Genomic DNA, 14,651 nt, shown 5'->3' with positions numbered 1-14,651 from the left:
AAATCTTTGCATGACCAACAAGATGCCGGGGCCAGCGCGCCCCGGCATTTTTGCATTCGGGACCATTGAAATGAATCTTCGCCGCTCCATCACGCGCCTTTCGGCAATGGCTGCCGGACTGGTCTGTCTGGGTGTACCAGCTGCCGCACACAGCGGCCTGCCCGCACTCCAGATTGCCCAGCAGCCGGTCGTCCCCACGATCAATGCCCCGCCTGCGGTGCGGCCTGTGCCCGGGCAGCTGGAGCTTTCCCAACTGATTTGGTCGACGATGATCACGGTAGAGAATGCCAACCGGACCGGAGACTATTCCGTTCTGCGTCAATTGGGTTCGCAAGCGTTCCAGATCGGCAACCCGCCGTCGCAACTGGTTCAGGTCTTTGCCGGACTGCGCGCAACAGGCCTCGATCTATCGACGACGCTGCTGGTCCCCCCCACATATACGCAGGCGCCCCAGGTCGTGCAAAACGGCGTTTTTCGCGTGCAAGGCATCTTCCAGCTACGGCCAAGATCGGTCGGTTTCGATCTGTATTACCAGTGGGAGCAAGGCCGCTGGAAAATCTACGGTATCGATATCATCCCGCTGAAGATGATCGAGCAGCGCGATAACTAGAGCGGGCGCGAGCCATGCCCGGCAGGCGTGGGCGGCGCACCATGCGCTTCGCCGACTTTCCGCAGCGCTTCGATTTTTCTTTCCAGCGGGCCCCAATCGTCATCCCTGTCGATATGCGACCACAGCGCCTCGACTTCCTCGATCACCATCTTTTGCGGGGCGGAGCCCGACCAATAGTCATGCTCTGGGCCTGACAGGTCATAGCCCTCCAGCACCTCGGCCAATTCCCCGTCCGTATTGCGCCCGCCGCGATGGACGAAGAAGAAGGCATCGGGCTGCCAGCCGCCTTCGCGCAATTCTTTCTCGCAAGCCGTGACCAGTGCCGTGTCCGCTTCCACACCGCGCGGCTTTACGCCCAGCCGCCAGCACCAGCGGCGCGCGATATTCTCGGCATAAAGCAGCCCGAACCGGTCGAGCGCGGCAATCAGCGGCGGGGCATCGGCGAGCATCCGCAGCGCCACAGCCAATTGCCCGCAATTCCAGTGCATCGCCTCTGGCTGGCGGCCAAAGGCATACAGCCCCTGGTGGTCGAAATAGGCGGCGGTAAAGGCCGGGTCCCAGCGCGGCAGCCAGCGCCACGGGCCATAATCGAAGCTCTCGCCCGATATGTTCATATTGTCAGTGTTGAGCACCCCGTGCACAAAGCCTGCCACCATATAACTGGCCGCCAGATCGGCCATCCGCTCCACCACAAGGTGCATCAATTGCACCGCCGGTTCATCCCTGCCAGGTGCGTCCTCGGGCGGCGGCGGACCGGGAAAATGCTCCAGACTATACGCGACCAGCGCAGCGATATGATCGCTTTGCTCCAGCGCCAGCAGACGCTGGAAGCTGCCAATGCGGATATGGCCATGGCTCAGGCGGGTCATCACGGCGGAGCGGGTGGGCGAGGGCTCGTCGCCGCGCTCCAGTTGCTCGCCGGTTTCCACCACGCTGAACGTGCGCGAGGTATAGACGCCCAGCGCCTCCAGGAATTCCGTGGCGAGAATTTCCCGCACCGCGCCTTTCAGCGTCAATCGCCCGTCGCCCGCGCGGCTCCATGGGGTGGTGCCCGATCCCTTTGTCCCCAGATCCAACAGGCGGCCCGCGCTGTCTCGCAATTGTGCAAACAGGAACCCGCGCCCATCGCCCAGTTCCGGATTGTAGGTGCGGAACTGGTGCCCGTGATAGCGCAGGGCCAGCGGGCCGGGCAGCGACCCTTCCAGTGGGGCGAACCGCCCGTAATGCCGGAGCCATTCCTCGTCGGTCAGGCCTGCCAGCCCGACCTCTGCCGCCGCCCGGTCGTTGCGGAAGCGCAGCCGCGTTTCAGGAAAATCGGCGGCCTGAACCGGATCGCCAAGCCAGTCGGCTAGCTCCAGAATTGCGGTTTCCGGTGTGAAGTCGGCGGCTTGCGGTTCGCTCTGCATCGCGCGATAGTGGGGATGCGCGCAGGCACAGGCAAGCGTGCGCTGCACACCCTCCCGATTTCTCCGGCGTGAGTACGATAGACCCGATGGATAAACCCTACGCACACCGCACGTGGCAAAGCGCCGACGGGCTGACCCTGCATTACCGCGACTATGCGGGGCCTGACGGGGTATCGGACAAGCCGCCGATCCTGTGCATGCACGGCCTCACCCGCAATGCGCGCGATTTTGCCACTCTGGCGGACCATCTGGGCAAGAACTGGCGCGTGATTGTGCCGGAGATGCGCGGGCGCGGGCGCAGCGATTACGCACCCGACAGCGCGACCTACACGCCTGTCACCTATGTGCAGGATGTCGAGGCGCTGCTGGCCGACCAGAATATCAACCGGTTCGTCGCCATCGGCACCTCGATGGGCGGGCTGATGACGATGATGATGGCCGCAGGCGACGCGATGCAGGGGCGCAGCCGGATTGCCGGAGCGGTGCTCAACGATATCGGCCCGGTCATCGATACGGGCGGGCTGGACAAGATCCGTACCTATCTGGGGCAGGGCGGCAGCTACGCCACGTGGATGCACGCCGCGCGGGCCTTGCGCGACGTGCACAGCGCGGCGCATCCCGATTTCGATATCGAGCGCTGGCTGGAAATGGCCAAGCGCACGCTGGTGCTGGGGCAAAGCGGGCGGCTGGTGTTCGATTACGACATGGCCATTGCCGAACCGTTCAAGGCGGCAGACGAAAACGCCGCGCCGCCCGATCTGTGGCCCGCCTTCGATGCGCTGGGCGAGGTGCCGCTACTTCTTTTGCGCGGGGAGCTGTCCAACCTGCTCTCGGCCGAAACCGCCGCTGCGATGCAGGCGCGCAAGCCGCAGATGGAGGTCGTCACCGTACCGCGCTGCGGCCATGCGCCGGTGCTGGACGAGCCGGAATCCGTCGCCGCGATCGATCGCTTGCTGGAGAAAATCGCATGAGCGGCAAGAAAGATGTGTTGCCGCCGCGTATCCTGCATCTCCATTCCACCTTCAATGCGGGGGGCAAGGAACTGCGCTGTGCGCGGCTGATCAATGCCTTTGGGCCGAAAGTGCATCACACCATCGTGTCTGCGGTGGACGGCGCTTACGGCGCCTCCAGCGCCATCGCGCGCGGGGCGAATGTTTCCTACCCGAAGGACTTTCCCTCGCTTCAGGGCAGGCCCACGCCCGGGCGATTGCAGACGATTGCCCGGCGGATGGCGGCGCATAATCTGGTGCTGACCTACAATTGGGGCGCGATGGATGCGGTGATGGCGCATACCTTGTTCAAGGATGCGCTTGGCCTGCCGCCGTTGATCCATCACGAGGATGGCTTCGGCGAAGACGAAGCGCAGCGCCGCAAGCGCCGCCGGACATGGTTCCGCCGCATCGCGCTGGGCAAGGCGACCGGGCTGGTCGTGCCGTCCGAAACGCTGGAAGGGATCGCTCTGACCGAATGGCAGCAGCCGATAGGCCGGGTGAAACGTATTGCCAACGGGATCGATACCAAAGCCTTCGCCAAGCGGCCCAAAAAGGACGCGCTGCGCGGAGTGGTGAAGCATGATGGCGAGTTCTGGATCGGCACGGTCGCGGGCCTGCGCACAGTCAAGAACCTGCCAGCGCTCGTCCGCGCTTTCGCGCAGGTGCCCGAGCCATGGCAGCTGGTGATTGTCGGGGAGGGGCCGGAAGAGCAGGCCATCAGGGCCGAGGCCGAGCGGCTCGACATCGGCCACCGCGTCCATCTGCCCGGCTTCGTGCCCGATCCTGCGCGCTATATCGGCCTGTTCGATATTTTCGCGCTCTCCTCGGACAGCGAGCAGTTTCCGATTTCTCTGGTCGAGGCGATGGCCGCCGGGCTGCCGGTTGCGGCCCCTGCGGTTGGCGATATTGCCCAGATGGTCGCGCCCGAAAACGTCCCCCACATTACCGACCCCGCCGCCCCTGATGCACTGGGCACGGCGCTTCTGACACTTGCGAAAGACGATGCCCTGCGCGCCACGCTCGGCACGGCCAATCGTGACCGTGCGCGGGCGGATTATGACGAGAAGACCATGATCGCCGCCTATCGCAGGCTCTATTCCAGCGCGATGGGGCGGGACGGTTTGCCCTGACGCAGAGGGCACCGATGGCCCGCGCGCGCTCCACAGCTTCATAACGGGTTCACGCGCGCTTCTATTGAATTGCGTGACCCATGGTTTAAGACGCGGCAACCCCAGTTCAAACAGCCCAAGGATACGAGCCCGACGTGGCCCTTTTACCCAACAGAAACAAAACCACCCCCGAGGGCAAGGCCGAGAAAAAGGCAGCCGAAGACGACGTGCTGATGCGCGAAGTCGACGAGGCGGTGCGCAAGGACCAGGTCGAGAATTTCGGAAAAACCTATGGCCGCCCGCTGATCGCGGTGCTGGTGATCGGCCTGCTCGCCTTTGGCGGATACCTGTTCTGGCAAAGCCAGCAGGAAGCCGCGATGGAAGCGACCAGCGAAACGATGGTTGCCGCGCTCGATCAGTTGCAGGCGGGCAATCTTGATACGGCCAGCGAAACCGTGGCCGATCTGGCTTCCAATGGCGAAGGCGCGGTCAAGGGATCTGCCCTGATGCTGCAGGCCGGTGTCGCGGCGCAGGCGGGCAAGAACGATGAAGCGGTGAAGCTGTTCGAGCAATTGGCGGCGGAGGATGATGTGCCGTCCCCCTACCGCGATTTGGCCCGCATCCGCGCCGTCGCGACGCAATTCGACGATCTGCCCAGCGCGCAAGTGATCGAGCGACTGGGCGATATGGCGAAGCCCGGCGAACCCTTCTTCGGCAGCGCGGCTGAAATGGTCGCGATGGCGCATCTCGACATGGGCGATACGGAAAAGGCCGGAGCCCTGTTCGCGCAAATCGCCAAGGATGAAAGCGTGCCCGAAAGCCTGCGGGGCCGTGCCCGGCAGATGGCCGGGATGCTGGGCGTCGACGCAATCGTGGATATTGACGAAGTTATAGAACAAATGAGCGGGCCAGCACCAGCTACAGCCTCCGGGCAAGCACCGAATGCCGGACAACCCGCCGGGTCGCCTCCTCCGCAAGGCGCACAATAAATTGATCGGACAGTATTTTATGACGAATCTTCCCAAGGGCCGGCTTCTGGTCACTGCTCTGCTTGCTGGCAGCCTCGGCGCCTGTTCCGGCGGGCTTTTCGGCGGCGGCGGCGACGATAAGGACACCCCGACCATCGGCAACCGGATGCCGGTTCTCTCGCGCATCGATCAGACCGCGCAGGTCGATCCCGAACTGGCGGGTGTCTCCGTCGTTCTACCGCCCGCGCAGACCAACACCGAATGGACGCAGGCTGGCGGCAATCCGGCCAAATCCTACGGCCATCTGACGCTGGGCGCTGCTCCGCAAAAGATCTGGAGCGCCAACACGGCCGGGACCAGCAATCGCAAGCGTCTGGGCGCTGCGCCCATCGTGGCGGCGGGTGCGGTGTTCTCGGTCGATACCGACGGCGTAATCCATGCCTTCGATGCGCAGACCGGTGCGAAGCGCTGGACCACCCGGATGGAAATCCCCGGCGATATCCGTCAGGCGGCCTTTGGCGGCGGCGTGGCGTTCTCCGGAGGCAAGCTGTTTGCCACCAACGGCGTTGGGCAGGTTCTCGCGCTGAACGCCGCGAATGGCGAGATCCTGTGGACGACCACGCCCGCAGGCCCGCTGCGCGATGCGCCGACCGTGGCGTTCAATCTTGTCTTCGTGATGTCGCAGGATAACCGGATTTTCGCGCTCGATGCCGATACGGGCGAGATTACGTGGCAGGAATCGGGCTCCATCGCACAGGCCGGCGTGTTCGGCGTGGCATCGCCTGCCGCAGGGCAAGGCACGATCATCGCGGGCTACAGTTCGGGCGAACTCTCCGCCTATCGTTACGAGAATGGCCGCGTGCTGTGGTCGGATGCTCTGGCGCGCACCTCGATCAGCACCGAGGTTGGCTCGCTGACCGATATCGATGCCGATCCGATTATCGATCAGGGCCGCGTCTATGCGCTGGGTCAGGGTGGCCGCATGGCTGCCTATGAACTGGTGACAGGCCAGCGCATCTGGGAGCTCAATCTGGCCGGCATCTCCACCCCTGCGATTGCGGGCGAGTGGATTTTCACGCTGACCGACGATGCCAGGATGCTGGCAATTGCCCGCTCCACCGGCAAGGTGCGCTGGATCACCCAGCTCGCGCCGTTCCGCAATGTCGAGAAGAAGAAGAACCCGATCTTCTGGACCGGGCCGGTGCTGGCAGGCGGCAGCCTGTGGGTCGCGAGCTCCGAAGGCGAGATCTACCAGCTCAGCGTGGGCGAGGGCTCTGCATCGCTGTTTCAGGATCTGAATGCCGGGGTCAGCCTGCCGCCGGTGGTGGCGAACAACACGATGTATATCCTCGACGATAGCGGGACGATCCACGCCTTTCGGTAGGCGCGTAGGCTGAGCAGGGGGAGCAGACGCGTTGCAGAAAGCATTTCGTTTCCTGCCTGCCGTGATCCTGATCGCGCTGCTCGCCTTTGGCGCAACCAGAATGCTGGAATTCCGCGGGAACAGCGTTGCCAAGGAGGAATTCTTCGGCTGCTACGCCCATCCCGACCATGGCCGGTTTGATATTTCGGATGCGGGCCTGATCTATAACGGGACCAGCCATTACGAGGGCTGGAGCGGCACGAAGATGAACGGGAAGCCGCAGATTATCGGGCGGCCACATTTCGCGCGCATCGTGCAGAGCGACGGCAGTCTGGAATTCGATCTGTTAAAAAGCGGCGATTCCGCGCGGGATTTCTATAACTTCACCGACGGACCAGCGGGCGAACGCGCGCTGATTGTCAGCACACGGTATTCGGGCGATCTGACTTTTAGCGAGATTCCCTGCACGCCCTGAGCCGCATCCAATCATGGCCGCATTACCGCGTCCTTAACCCATTGTGGTTACGGACCATGACCCATGACACTGGACCAATCAGCACCTGCGGCTCGCCCGCGCAGCGATGTATCGGCAGGCGTGGGCCTTGCGGGCCTGCTGGGCCTGGCCCTGTGGCTGCTGTTCTGCCGCAATTATGCAGGTTTTGCCGAGGCCATGAACCTCCCCGGACCGCGCGAGCCGCTGTCCGGCCCCTATGCCGCGCTGGCCGCCCTGCTGTTCACCAGCGGTCCGATGGTCATCTGGTCGCTGCTGGTCGACAAGGTGCATCTGCGCGCTTCCACCGGAATCGACTGGTCGAACCCGCGCAAGATTTCCGAAATCCGCGATGTCTCGGTCGTGAAGCTCGCGGGCCTATGGGCGACATGGGCGATTATTGCCGGGCTGTATTGCCTTGCGCGCTGGTATTGGGACGGACGCTATCTGTTCGCCATGGAAGTGCTGGGCGCGGCAATCATTCCGCTGGTGATCCTGAGCATTCCCTACGTCCTTTGGATCGACCGTGTGATGGTCAATCCGAAGGACCATGCATGGCATTTCGGCGCGATGCTGCTGGGGCGCGAGGCGTTTGACGGCGAAGAAGTGAAGAAACACTGGCGCAGCTGGATCATCAAGGGGTTCTTTGCCGCTTTCATGATCTCCATCCTGCCGGGCGGTTTCGCAGTGATTGTGAACGGACAGATCGGCGAGCTCGCCAATGATCCGTTCCGCCTGTCGCTGTTCCTGATCGAGCTGCTGTTCGTGATCGACGTGCAAATCGGCACGGTCGGATACCTCGTCACCATGCGCCCGCTCGATGCCCATATTCGCAGCGGCAATCCGTTCTTCGGCGGCTGGGTCGCAGCGCTGATCTGTTATCCACCCTTTGCCTGGGGCATTCTCGGCAATATCCTCGCCTATGAAGTCGATACGATCGGCTGGGGCGGGGTGTTCGAGGGCAATGTGATGGCGCTCTCGCTATGGGGCGCGTGGCTGATCCTGTTGACCGCGATCTATGCGTGGGCGACGGTGGTGTTCGGCATCCGCTTTTCCAACCTGACCTATCGCGGCGTCATCACCAACGGCCCCTACAAATGGACCCGCCATCCGGCATACGTATCGAAGAACCTGTTCTGGTGGTGCGCGACCTTCCCGTTCATCGTGTCGACCGGCAACCCGGTGGACATGATCCGCAACACCTTCTTCCTCGGCTGCGTCAGCGCGATCTATTACTGGCGCGCGAAAACAGAGGAAGCGCATCTGCTGGGCGAGGACGCGAAATACCGCGAATACCACGCATGGATGGAGCAGAACGGGGTGATCACGGCTCCGCTGGCACGCCTTCGCAACCGGCTGCGTCAGCGCGGCGCAACTGTGCAGGCGCCCGCCGAGTAAAGCCTACATCGGCTTCCCGTCATCGGTTTCGTAAATGCGCAGCTCGCGGCCGACCGGCGGCGTAGCGGCGATGGCTTTCTGGAACGCGGCCATGTGCTCTGACTTGCCGTGCGCTGCCAGCGCTTCCTTGTCGCGCCAGCGCTCGAAAATCACGATGCTGTCGGGGTCTGACAGGTCCTGCGCAAAGGTGTAATCGAGGCAGCCGTCCTCGGCGCGTGAGGCCGCGACCATCGTCTTGATCGCCTCCACCGTCTCCGGCGAGTTTGCGATGGTGCCGGGGGCCATGGTGAGTGTGCCGTTGATCTGGATCATGTGTGGTCGTCTTTTCTGTCAGAAGCTGTATTTGTAGACCCGGCTGACATCGCCGTTCCATTCGCCGTGATATTTATCGAGCAGGCGCTGCGCGGGGACTTTGCCGCTTTCGACAATCTCGTCGAGCGTCGAGAGGAAACCGGTTTCGTTGTCGCCGCTCTGGCCCAGACGTCCGCGTGCGGCCAGACCGCTGCGGGCGATTGCCAGCGCTTCCTTCGCCAGATCCTGCAAGGTCCCGCCGCCGGGAATTTTCGCACCCAGCGCCTCTTTGGGCACGGCATTGCGCAATGCCTCGCGCTCTTCCATCGTCCAGCCCTTGACCAGATCCCACGCGGCATCCAGCGCGCTCTGATCATACAGCAGGCCGACCCACAGGGCGGGCAGAGCGCAGATGCGGCTCCATGGTCCGCCATCGGCGCCGCGCATTTCGAGGAAGCTCTTCAGGCGCACTTCGGGGAAGGCGGTGGAGAGGTGATCCCACCAGTCGCTCTGCGTCGGCAATTCGCCGGGCAGGACGGACAATTCGCCCTTCAGGAAGTCGCGGAAGCTGAGGCCCGCTGCGTCGATATATTTGCCGTCACGAACAACGAAATACATCGGCACGTCGAGCATGTAATCGACCCAGCGTTCGTAGCCGAAGCCGTCTTCAAACACGAAGGGCAGCATCCCGGTGCGGTGCGGATCGGTGTCCGACCAGATATGGCTGCGATAGGAGAGGTAGCCGTTCGGCTTGCCTTCGGTGAACGGTGAATTGGCGAACAATGCCGTGGCGAGCGGCTGGAGCGCGAGGCCGGTGCGGAACTTTTTGACCATGTCCGCCTCGCTCGAATAGTCGAGATTGACTTGAATGGTGCAGGTGCGCAGCATCATGTCGAGGCCCAGATTGCCGACCTTCGGCATGTGGTTCATCATGATGCCGTAGCGTCCCTTGGGCATCACCGGAAGCTCTTCGCGGGTCTTGTCCGGCCACATGCCCAGGCCGAGAAACCCGACGCCCATTTCGCCGCCCAGCTTCTTCACCTGTTCCAGATGACGGCCGGTTTCGTTGCAGGTTTCATGCAGCGATTCGAGCGGTGCGCCGGACAGTTCCAACTGGCCCGCGGGCTCCAGGCTGATATTGCCATCGGTGCCTTTGAGCGCGATGACCTTGCCGTTCTCGGTAATCGGTTCCCAGCCAAACTGCTGCATATTCAGCAAGATATCGCGGATACCGTTCTCCTCGTCATAAGACGGGGCGGCGTGATCCTTGACGCGGTAGACCAGCTTTTCATGCTCGGTCCCGATGCGCCAATCGGACTTGGCCTTCTCTCCGGCGATCATGGGGGCGACCAGCTGGTCGCGGTTTTCGATGACGGGATCGGCTTTGTCGGATGCGTCGCGCGTGCTCATATTTCCGGCGTTAGAAAAGTTGGCGCGGTTGGCAAAGGAAATTCCGTTGCGCGATGCAACCGGCAGGGATGTGGATCGGGTAGGGGCTCACTGCTGCCAGTCGCCGGAGACGGACATCCATGTGGCCAGTGCGCAGAGTGCAGCGGTCTCGCCGCGCAGGATGCGGGGGCCGAGCGTAACGGGCCGGGCAGCGGGATGCGCGCGGATCGCGTCGCGCTCGGCATCGTCCCAGCCGCCTTCGGGGCCGATCAGAATGGCGGCGGGGCCGGCGTGCGAGGCGAAGGCGCGCAAAGCATGCTCGCCCCCCTGTTCATCGGCGAAGAAGAGCGCGCGGTCCTCCGGCCACTTGGTCAGCATCGCGGAGAGCGAACGGGGCGCGGCGATTTCCGGCAGGGCGGTGCGGGCGCATTGTTCGGCCGCTTCGGTGGTGACGGTTCGTGCGCGGTCGAGATTGAGCTTGTCAGCCACGCAGCGGCGGGCAAGCACCGGGTGGATGGCGGCAACACCCAGCTCGGTGGCCTTTTCCAGCACTATGTCGAAGCGGTCTTTCTTCAGCAGGGCTGGGCACAGCCAGATATCGGGCACGCTCTCGCGGGGGCGTAGCTTCTCCACGGGCTCCAGCGTCACGCTGCGCTTGTCGGCGGAGACAACACGGCAGGCCCATTCACCCGTCACATCGTCGCACACGATCACTGCGTCCCCTTCGCGCACGCGCATGACGCGGGTGAGATAATGCGCGGGATTGCCTTCGATGACGACCAGCTCGCCGGCTGCAACAGGCGCCTCAACAAACAGGCGCGGTGCGGAGCGCGGGGGCCAAGAGGGTGTCGCAGGCATGGCTTTGCACTAGGCGCGGGCGGCGCTAGGGAGCAAGCCATGAGCGCAAGATTGGCACAATACGGGATCGCGGCGGTGTTCCTGATCCTTGGCGGATGGGCGCTGTTGGCGCCTGCCAGTGTGATCGAGCTTGCGGTTACGCCGGAATATCAGGATGCCGGGTATCTCACGGTCTTCACGATGGCCTGTTTCGGCGCGCAGGCGGTGCTGTTCGGGGTGATGGCGCTGGTGCTCGAATGGACCGCGCGCGCCTTTGCGGTGTTTGCTGTGCTGTTGCTGCCGTTCTTCGTGTTCAACTGGTATTTCCATTACGAGGTGCCGGTGCTAACCTCCATCGGGTTGCTCGATTTTGCAGGCAATGTGACCATGCTGGTGCTCGCGCTGATCGGATGGCGGGCGGCGACACGGGGCGAGGGCGCGGCATGAGCGACACACCCCTTGCCGAAGCCATCGTCCCCGATACGCAGCATCGCGGGCTTATCGAGCGCCTCCCGCAGTTCCCGCGCGATTTGGCGCAGCTGGCGCGGTTTGACCGGCCGATCGGCTGGTGGCTGCTGTTCTGGCCGTGCGTCTGGGGCGTATGGCTGGCGGGCGCGGGCTGGCAATTCGCGCTGCTCGGCTGGTTGCTGCTGGGCAGCATCGCCATGCGCGGGGCGGGCTGCGTTTATAACGATATCGTCGATGCGAAGCTGGACGCCTCTGTGGCGCGCACCGCCAGTCGTCCGGTGGCGAGCGGGCGGATCAGCCGCAAGACCGCGTGCGCCTGGCTGCTGGCGCTGTGCCTCATCGGTCTCGTGGTGCTGCTGCAATTGCGCTGGGAGGCGCAGCTGGTGTCGCTGGCGAGCCTTGCGCTGGTGGCGGCCTATCCCTTCATGAAGCGCATCACATGGTGGCCGCAGGCGTGGCTGGGCATGGTGTTCACCTGGGGCCTGTTGGTCGGCTGGACGCAATTGCGGTCCGACAATTGGGATGCGCTGGCCGCCATGTATGGCGGCGCGGCGCTATGGGTGATCGGTTTCGATACGATCTATGCGCTGCAGGACCGGGAGGATGACGCGCTGGTCGGTATCCGGTCGAGCGCTTTGCGGATGGGGTCGCGGGTGAAGGGCGGCGTGGCGCTGTTTTACGCAGGCGCGCTGGCGCTGTGGGGATTAGCGTTCTGGCTCTACCGCGCGGACTGGCTGGCGCTGCTGGCTCTGCTGCCCGCCGCGCTGCATCTGGGCTGGCAGGTCACCACGCTGGATACCGAAGACGGCAGCAATCCGCTGGCGCGTTTCCGCAGCAATCGGTTGACCGGAGCCCTGGTGGCCGCAGCCTGTTTCGTGGTCGGAAACGCCGGAGCCGGTTAGCGCGAAGGCAAGAGCGCAGGAAAGCGCGCGGGCTCAATTACCCATCATCGCCAGACGCGGAGCGTCACGGCTGTAGATGTCCTCGCGGAAGTCAAAACCATCGGCGGTCGGTACGGCGGTGAAATAGGCGACATAGACCGGCACAGGATCGGGAATATCCACCCGCTGTTCGGGCGCGCTGCCTATCGCCCTTGGCCGCTCTCCATAAAGCCATGTCGAAAGCCGTGCGTGGTCTTCCACCCGGATGCAGCCCGCGCTGAACATCCGCTGCTGCTTGTCGAACAGCGCGCGCGAGGGCGTGTCGTGGAGATAAATGCCCAGCGCATTAGGGAACATGAATTTGATCGCGCCCATTCCGTTGCCCGGGCCGGGCAGCTGGCGCACGGTTATCTGGGTCTGTCCGGCAGCCGCCCCGCGCCAGTCCACCGATGCCGGGTCCATCACCGCGCCGGAATCGTCCAGCACCTGAAAGCCGGTGCGTTTGAGATAGGGCCGCCCCTGCGCGAGATATTTGCGCGCAACGCTGCTCTGCGCCAGATCGAATGGCACATTCCAATAAGGATTGAGGACCGAATAGCGCAGTATGCCTGCCATCACCGGCGTCTGGGTGCTCGGCTTGCCGATCACGACTTTCATCGAATCGACGGTCTGGCCGTTCTCGACCATTTTCAGGGTCTGCGTGGTCAGATCCACCAGCGCATAGCGTTCGCCAAGATCGCTCGGTAAGCGCTTGAACCGCTTCAGGTTCAGATCGATCAGCGAGCGGTAATAATTGTGCCCGCGATTGAGCGAGGCGATCAGCCGGTTATCGGCATGGGTGCCACCCGCCAGATCATGCGCCGCGCGGTAGGCTGCAATCCGCGAACCCAGTTCGGCATCGAATTGCGATCCCGGAGCCAGGCCCAAGCGGACACGCAGATTGGCGACGCGGGGGCCCGATGCGCCGACATTCAAGCGTGATCCTTCGCTCAAAGCGATCTGCGGCAGTCCGCCCCATTCCGATTCGAAGCGCGCCGCGGCGGCTTCCATTTCGACTGTCAGGACATTGTCCGGCAGCCGCGTCGCGCTGGGAAAGATCTTGAGAAATTCTTCGGTCGGCGGGACGACCAGCTCGGCATCTGCGTAGTGCATGTCCACTACGGACGCGCCCAGCGGTGACACGGGCTGGGCCGAGGCCGAAACCGCTAAAGAGGCCGCGAGTGAAGCGGCAAGCGACAGAAAGGGCAATCTGCGTGACATAATGCTGTTATATCAATCCGCAGATTGCCCTTTTCTGAAAGCTTAGGCTGACTTTGTCTTTACCTTATCCGCGCTCGCGCAGAACCGGCTCGGCTACCTGAGTCGGCGCAACGCCCAATGCGGTCCACTGAGCGGTGGTGTTGCACGAACTGGCAAGCGAAACGGGGCGATTGGCCTGGAAGCGCTGCGAATAGTTCCAGCACTCGCTGGCACCGCCGGCCTGCAGGCACAGCTGGTTGCCGGAGACGCCCCATTTGGCGTTGACCGGAGAAACATTCGGTCCCGAAATGACGGCATTGCCATCGGACATGAAACGGATCGTGTTGACTGTGCCGTCGGCCGAGCGGACCTGAACAGTCTGGCCATAGAGTTCTTCACCCATGGGCATGCCCTGTGCGGCAGCGCCCGTGGCGCCCATCGCTGCGATGCCGATTGCGGCGGCGGTAAAAATTGCTGTCTTCATGGATATTCCTCCGGTGTGAATCAGTCTCTCATCTCGTGCGAGGGCAAAGTAGACCCTCGCGCTTGATAGTGCATTAACCCATGGAACGCCGCAGTGCCAGTCCGTTACAAGGTATTACATCGTTGAAATCGCACAATTTCACGCAAAAACCACGCAATACTGCGGGGTTGGTGCCATAGCGTGAAAAATGCACTAGCAGTTTCACGATTTTTTCACGCGGAATCATTAGGATTCCACGCTTTTTGTGCTTAACATCATCGTTGTTGGTGGGGCCAGAACATTGGGTAGAGATGCTCGTCTGACCTGGGATCGCATCCGGGTTTGAAAAAACACCATCTGCCTTAATCGCCTAAAGGATTTAAAACTTATGACGTCCATTTCAAAACTCACGGTTGCAGCATTTACCGCTGCGGCGCTGATCGGCAGCAGCTCTGCACCCGCTTTCGCGTCGGCCGGCACGAAAGCTGCCGTTGTTTGTCAGGGCGGCCTGCAAGGGTGTGTCCTGCCGGTTGGTAACGCCGCTCCGCCGGCTCCGACGCCGCCTGCTGCGACACCGGCTCCCGCGCCTGCACCGGCCCCCGCACCGGTTGCTGCATCGACCGGAACCAACTGGTTGCTCCCCGCACTTCTGGGTCTTGCTGCCATCATTGGCGGTATCTTCATCCTCGATGGCGGTGATGACGACGATCCGATTTCGCTCTGATCGCTAACGACCCGGGCGCTTTG

General features: G+C 63.0%; 16 protein-coding genes. 10 read left to right on the top strand and 6 right to left on the bottom strand.

Annotated elements, in window-relative coordinates; all coding sequences use genetic code 11:
• The first annotated feature begins 10 nt into the window (after positions 1–10).
• A complete protein-coding gene (locus ACFCW2_RS00835; RefSeq protein ID WP_379547444.1) occupies positions 11–610 on the top strand; it encodes a hypothetical protein in 600 nt (199 codons plus the stop codon).
• On the opposite strand, the gene ACFCW2_RS00830 is transcribed toward ACFCW2_RS00835, so the two are convergent.
• The gene (locus tag ACFCW2_RS00830; protein WP_379548901.1) at positions 607–2,016 is read right to left on the bottom strand and encodes a protein adenylyltransferase SelO family protein; all 1,410 of its coding nucleotides are present in this window, start codon (positions 2,014–2,016) and stop codon (positions 607–609) included. The two genes, ACFCW2_RS00835 and ACFCW2_RS00830, sit on opposite strands and share 4 nt — an antisense overlap.
• Positions 2,017–2,102: 86 nt before the next feature.
• Here ACFCW2_RS00830 and ACFCW2_RS00825 point away from each other — a divergent pair, with 86 nt between their 5' ends.
• From ACFCW2_RS00825 to ACFCW2_RS00800, 6 genes are all read left to right on the top strand, one after another.
• A complete protein-coding gene (locus ACFCW2_RS00825; protein ID WP_379547443.1) occupies positions 2,103–2,987 on the top strand; it encodes an alpha/beta fold hydrolase in 885 nt (294 codons plus the stop codon).
• The gene (locus ACFCW2_RS00820) at positions 2,984–4,138 is read left to right on the top strand and encodes a glycosyltransferase family 4 protein (protein WP_379547442.1); all 1,155 of its coding nucleotides are present in this window, start codon (positions 2,984–2,986) and stop codon (positions 4,136–4,138) included. Before ACFCW2_RS00825 ends, ACFCW2_RS00820 begins: the two co-directional genes overlap by 4 nt.
• A gap of 134 nt (positions 4,139–4,272) precedes the next feature.
• The gene (locus tag ACFCW2_RS00815; protein WP_379547441.1) at positions 4,273–5,106 is read left to right on the top strand and encodes a tetratricopeptide repeat protein; all 834 of its coding nucleotides are present in this window, start codon (positions 4,273–4,275) and stop codon (positions 5,104–5,106) included.
• A gap of 19 nt (positions 5,107–5,125) precedes the next feature.
• A complete protein-coding gene (locus tag ACFCW2_RS00810; RefSeq protein ID WP_379547439.1) occupies positions 5,126–6,469 on the top strand; it encodes a PQQ-binding-like beta-propeller repeat protein in 1,344 nt (447 codons plus the stop codon).
• A 31-nt stretch (positions 6,470–6,500) separates the two neighbouring features.
• Positions 6,501–6,923, top strand: a complete 423-nt coding sequence (locus tag ACFCW2_RS00805) for a hypothetical protein (RefSeq protein WP_379547438.1) — start codon at positions 6,501–6,503, stop codon at positions 6,921–6,923.
• A 63-nt stretch (positions 6,924–6,986) separates the two neighbouring features.
• The gene (locus ACFCW2_RS00800) at positions 6,987–8,336 is read left to right on the top strand and encodes a methyltransferase family protein (RefSeq protein ID WP_379547437.1); all 1,350 of its coding nucleotides are present in this window, start codon (positions 6,987–6,989) and stop codon (positions 8,334–8,336) included.
• A gap of 3 nt (positions 8,337–8,339) precedes the next feature.
• Here ACFCW2_RS00800 and ACFCW2_RS00795 read toward each other — a convergent pair whose 3' ends face one another.
• The 3 genes from ACFCW2_RS00795 to ACFCW2_RS00785 form a co-directional block, all read right to left on the bottom strand.
• Positions 8,340–8,648 (bottom strand): putative quinol monooxygenase, encoded by a 309-nt coding sequence (locus ACFCW2_RS00795; RefSeq protein WP_379547435.1) that lies wholly within the window; start codon positions 8,646–8,648, stop codon positions 8,340–8,342.
• 18 nt (positions 8,649–8,666) lie between these two features.
• Complete coding sequence (locus ACFCW2_RS00790; protein WP_379547434.1) at positions 8,667–10,037, bottom strand: glutamate--cysteine ligase; 1,371 nt, start codon at positions 10,035–10,037, stop codon at positions 8,667–8,669.
• Positions 10,038–10,124: 87 nt separating this feature from the next.
• Complete coding sequence (locus ACFCW2_RS00785) at positions 10,125–10,874, bottom strand: 16S rRNA (uracil(1498)-N(3))-methyltransferase (RefSeq protein WP_379547432.1); 750 nt, start codon at positions 10,872–10,874, stop codon at positions 10,125–10,127.
• 39 nt (positions 10,875–10,913) lie between these two features.
• On the opposite strand from ACFCW2_RS00785, the gene ACFCW2_RS00780 reads away from it, so the two are divergent.
• Both ACFCW2_RS00780 and ubiA read left to right on the top strand, forming a co-directional pair.
• Positions 10,914–11,300, top strand: a complete 387-nt coding sequence (locus tag ACFCW2_RS00780) for a hypothetical protein (RefSeq protein WP_379547431.1) — start codon at positions 10,914–10,916, stop codon at positions 11,298–11,300.
• Positions 11,297–12,223, top strand: coding sequence for a 4-hydroxybenzoate octaprenyltransferase (gene ubiA, locus ACFCW2_RS00775; RefSeq protein WP_379547430.1), 927 nt, complete (start codon positions 11,297–11,299; stop codon positions 12,221–12,223). The genes ACFCW2_RS00780 and ubiA overlap by 4 nt, the downstream gene beginning before the upstream one ends.
• A gap of 33 nt (positions 12,224–12,256) precedes the next feature.
• Here ubiA and ACFCW2_RS00770 read toward each other — a convergent pair whose 3' ends face one another.
• Both ACFCW2_RS00770 and ACFCW2_RS00765 read right to left on the bottom strand, forming a co-directional pair.
• A complete protein-coding gene (locus ACFCW2_RS00770) occupies positions 12,257–13,462 on the bottom strand; it encodes a L,D-transpeptidase family protein (protein ID WP_379547429.1) in 1,206 nt (401 codons plus the stop codon).
• Between the two features lie 64 nt (positions 13,463–13,526).
• Positions 13,527–13,925 carry a hypothetical protein gene (locus tag ACFCW2_RS00765; protein WP_379547427.1) on the bottom strand — a complete coding sequence of 133 codons (399 nt, stop codon included), beginning with the start codon at positions 13,923–13,925 and terminating at the stop codon, positions 13,527–13,529.
• Between the two features lie 367 nt (positions 13,926–14,292).
• Between ACFCW2_RS00765 and ACFCW2_RS00760 the strand changes: the two genes are divergently transcribed.
• Positions 14,293–14,628 (top strand): hypothetical protein, encoded by a 336-nt coding sequence (locus ACFCW2_RS00760; protein ID WP_379547426.1) that lies wholly within the window; start codon positions 14,293–14,295, stop codon positions 14,626–14,628.
• Positions 14,629–14,651 lie beyond the last annotated feature (23 nt).

Source organism: Qipengyuania algicola (assembly GCF_042492175.1).
Lineage (GTDB): Bacteria > Pseudomonadota > Alphaproteobacteria > Sphingomonadales > Sphingomonadaceae > CAJXSN01.
This window is presented reverse-complemented; position numbering and strand designations above follow the sequence as displayed.

What these genes read in the sequence shown, in the direction of transcription:
- ACFCW2_RS00835 (WP_379547444.1), top strand. Translation starts at nt 11, where the DNA reads ATGACCAACAAGATGCCGGGGCCAGCGCGCCCCGGCATTTTTGCATTC.
- ACFCW2_RS00830 (WP_379548901.1), bottom strand. Translation starts at nt 2,016, where the DNA reads ATGCAGAGCGAACCGCAAGCCGCCGACTTCACACCGGAAACCGCAATT.
- ACFCW2_RS00825 (WP_379547443.1), top strand. Translation starts at nt 2,103, where the DNA reads ATGGATAAACCCTACGCACACCGCACGTGGCAAAGCGCCGACGGGCTG.
- ACFCW2_RS00820 (WP_379547442.1), top strand. Translation starts at nt 2,984, where the DNA reads ATGAGCGGCAAGAAAGATGTGTTGCCGCCGCGTATCCTGCATCTCCAT.
- ACFCW2_RS00810 (WP_379547439.1), top strand. Translation starts at nt 5,126, where the DNA reads ATGACGAATCTTCCCAAGGGCCGGCTTCTGGTCACTGCTCTGCTTGCT.
- ACFCW2_RS00800 (WP_379547437.1), top strand. Translation starts at nt 6,987, where the DNA reads ATGACACTGGACCAATCAGCACCTGCGGCTCGCCCGCGCAGCGATGTA.
- ACFCW2_RS00795 (WP_379547435.1), bottom strand. Translation starts at nt 8,648, where the DNA reads ATGATCCAGATCAACGGCACACTCACCATGGCCCCCGGCACCATCGCA.
- ACFCW2_RS00790 (WP_379547434.1), bottom strand. Translation starts at nt 10,037, where the DNA reads ATGAGCACGCGCGACGCATCCGACAAAGCCGATCCCGTCATCGAAAAC.
- ACFCW2_RS00785 (WP_379547432.1), bottom strand. Translation starts at nt 10,874, where the DNA reads ATGCCTGCGACACCCTCTTGGCCCCCGCGCTCCGCACCGCGCCTGTTT.
- ACFCW2_RS00780 (WP_379547431.1), top strand. Translation starts at nt 10,914, where the DNA reads ATGAGCGCAAGATTGGCACAATACGGGATCGCGGCGGTGTTCCTGATC.
- ubiA (WP_379547430.1), top strand. Translation starts at nt 11,297, where the DNA reads ATGAGCGACACACCCCTTGCCGAAGCCATCGTCCCCGATACGCAGCAT.
- ACFCW2_RS00770 (WP_379547429.1), bottom strand. Translation starts at nt 13,462, where the DNA reads ATGTCACGCAGATTGCCCTTTCTGTCGCTTGCCGCTTCACTCGCGGCC.
- ACFCW2_RS00765 (WP_379547427.1), bottom strand. Translation starts at nt 13,925, where the DNA reads ATGAAGACAGCAATTTTTACCGCCGCCGCAATCGGCATCGCAGCGATG.
- ACFCW2_RS00760 (WP_379547426.1), top strand. Translation starts at nt 14,293, where the DNA reads ATGACGTCCATTTCAAAACTCACGGTTGCAGCATTTACCGCTGCGGCG.